This is a genomic window from Methanobrevibacter curvatus (assembly GCF_001639295.1).
Lineage (GTDB): Archaea > Methanobacteriota > Methanobacteria > Methanobacteriales > Methanobacteriaceae > Methanoflexus > Methanoflexus curvatus.
This window is the reverse complement of sequence record NZ_LWMV01000047.1, coordinates 1-3,650: the sequence shown is the minus strand read 5'-3', so window position 1 is coordinate 3,650 and position 3,650 is coordinate 1. Positions and strand designations below refer to the sequence as shown.

Below are 3,650 nucleotides of genomic sequence, written 5' to 3'. Positions count from 1 at the left end.
TGTACTGTTAATGTATATTAACCTACTATCCAAAACATCAGTAATAACCAAACCAGTTGCATTATCAGGACCATAGTTAGTTACATTAATAGTGTATAAAACAAGTATGCCATTTAAGACAGATCCAGACACATTAGATGATTTAACAACACTAATATTCACAGTAGGAACAACAGTAATATTAGTAGTATTATCAGGAGTACTACTATTATTTCCAGTGTTGTTTTCAGTAACATTAGTAACATTCGCAATATTCACAATACTACCAGTACCATTCAAACGAACAAGAATATCCAAAACAATACTCTCACCATTAGCCAAAGTGTTAATATCCCAAACACCAGTACTTGCAACATAACTAGTTCCACGAGGACTAGTACTATTAATATAAATCAATCTACTATCCAAAACATCAGTAATAACCAAACCAGTCGCATTATCAGGACCAAAATTAGTCACATTAATAGTGTATAAAACAAGTATGCCATTTAAGACAGATCCAGATACATTAGATGTTTTAACAATACTAAGATTTACAGTAGTGACAACAGTAATATTAGTTTCATTATCAGGATTACTACTATTATTACCAGTATTATTCTCAGTAACATTAGTAACATTAGCAATATTCACAATATTACCAGTACCATTCAAACGAACAAGAATATCCAAAACAATACTCTCACCATTAGCCAAAGCACCAATATTCCAAACACCAGTACTCGCAACATAGAAAGTAAACCTTGGACTTGTACTGTTAATGTATATTAATCTACTATCTAAAACATCAGTAATAACTAAGCCAGTCGCATTATCAGGACCAAAATTAGTCACATTAATAGTATACAAGATGTAAGCACCATTTAAAACATTACCAGACACATTAGAAGATTTAACAACACTAATGTTCACAGTAGGAACAACAGTAATATTAGTAGTATTATCAGGAGTACTATTATTACCAGTATTATTCTCATTAACACCAGTAACATTACCAACATTCACAATACTACCAGTACCATTCAAACGAACAAGAATATCCAAAACAATAGACTCACCATTAGCCAAAGCACCAATATTCCAAACACCAGTACTCGCAACATAGAAAGTAAACCTTGGACTTGTACTGTTAATGTATATTAATCTACTATCTAAAACATCAGTAATAACCAAACCAGTCGCATTATCAGGACCATAGTTAGTTACATTAATAGTGTATAAAACAAGTATGCCATTTAAGACAGATCCAGACACATTAGATGTTTTAACAACACTAATGTTCACAGTAGGAACAACAGTAATATTAGTAGTATTATCAGGAGTACTACTATTATTTCCAGTGTTGTTTTCAGTAACATTAGTAACATTAGCAATGTTTACAATACTGCCAGTACCATTTAAACGGACAAGAATATCCAAAACAATACTCTCACCATTAGCCAAAGTGTTAATATCCCAAACACCAGTACTAGCATCATAACTAGTTCCACGAGGAGTGGTACTATTAATGTATATCAATCTACTATCCAAAACATCAGTAATAACCAAACCAGTAGCATTATCAGGACCAAAATTAGTCACATTAATGGTGTATAAAACAAATATGCCATTTAAGACATTGCCACTTACATTAGAGGTTTTAACAACACTAATGTTCACAGTAGGAACAACAGTAATATTAGTAGTATTATCAGGAGTACTACTATTATTGCCAGTATTATTCTCAGTAACATTAGTAACATTCGCAATATTTACAATACTACCAGTACCATTAAGTTTCACAACAATGTCTAAAACAATGCTCTCACCACTAGCCAAAGTATTAATATTCCAAACACCAGTACTTGCAACATAACTAGTTCCACGAGGAGTGGTACTGCTAATGTATATTAATCTACTATCTAACCTATCAGTAATAACTAAACCAGTCGCATTATCAGGACCAAAATTAGTCACATTAATAGTATACAAAACAAGTATGCCATTTAAGACAGACCCACTTACATTAGACTTCTTATTAATACTTAAATTCACAGTCGGAGTAACAGTAAGATATTCAGAAGAAGTACTGCCAGACCAATCACCAGTATTATTCTCATTAAGTGAGGACACATAAGCCTCATTAAATATATCACCAGTACCATTTAACATAACAACAATGTCTAAAGTAATAGTTTCACCATTAGCCAAAGTACCAATATTCCATATGTTAGTGTTTGGATCATAATCTGCTCCAGAGCGAGAAGAATTAGAAGAGTTATAAATCAATCTATCATCTAGAACATCTCCCATTCCAAAACCAGTAGCAGCATCAGGACCAAAATTAGTCACATTAACAGTATACTTAACAAAAATACCATTCAAAACAGTACCAGACACATTAGACCTCTTAGTAATACTAAGATTCACAGTAGGAAGAACAGTAACATTCTGACCTATCTCAGGACTCATAGCATACCAATCACCAGTATTATTCTCATTCAAACTAGTAACATTAGCAATATTCAAAATATTGCCAGTACCATTCAACCTAACAGTAATATTTAAATTAGCACTAGCACCATTAGCCAAAGTACCAATATTCCAAACTTGAGTAGTTGGATTATACTGATCAGCACTACCAGAAGCACTAGAATGATTATAAATTAATTTAGGATCTAAAATATCAGTAATAACCAAACCAGTCGCACCATCAGGACCATTATTAGTCACATTAATAATATAAGAAACAAAAGCACCATTTAAAATAGTACTACCAGTAATATTAGACCTCTTAGTAATACTAAGATTCACAGTAGGAACAACAGTAATATTACCAGAGTTAGAAGTGTTAGCAGAAGTATCACCAACATTAGACTCATTCAAACTAGTAACATTAATCTCATTAAAAATAGTACCGGTACCATTTAACCTCACAATAATAGTTAAAGTAGCAGTAGCACCACTAGCTAAAGAACCAATTCTCCACAAACCACTAGGTGAACTGTAATTGCCTTCACTGTTAGTAGTAGAAGAATTAATGTAGATTAAACTAGAGTTTAAAACATCGACAAGCTCTAAATTAGTAGCAGTGTTCGGACCGTGGTTAGTTACATTAATAATATAAGAAACAAATGCACCATTTAAAACATTACCACTTACATTAGACCTTTTAGTAATACTAAGATTCACAGTAGAACCCACAACAATAAGAACAGTATTAGACTGGTTATCACCAGTATTATTCTCATTAAGAGAAGAAACATTAACAACATTAGTAATATTGCCAATACCATTCAACATAACAGTAATATTCAAAGTAGCAGTATCCCCATTAGTCAAATTACCAATATTCCACAAACCACTAGCAGAACTGTAAAAGCCAGCACTAGCACTAGATCCAGTATAAACTAATCTAGAGTCTAAAATATCACGAATAAACAAACCAGTAGCAATATCAGGACCAAAATTAGTCACACTAACAATATACAAAACATACTCACCATTATTAGCACCAGACACATTAGCACTCTTAGTAATACTAAGATTCACAGCAGGAAGAATTGTAGTATTCTGACCTACCTCAGGAGTAATAGCATACCAATCACCAGTATTATTCTCATTCAAACTAGTAACATTAGCAATATTAACAATATTACCAGTACCATTCA

Annotated in this window: 1 protein-coding gene; it reads right to left on the bottom strand. The window is 32.4% G+C overall.

Translation table 11 applies throughout. The features are described 5' to 3' along the window. The coding region (locus MBCUR_RS01495; protein ID WP_157077517.1) for a beta strand repeat-containing protein at positions 1–3,650 on the bottom strand (3,650 nt) is incomplete at both ends.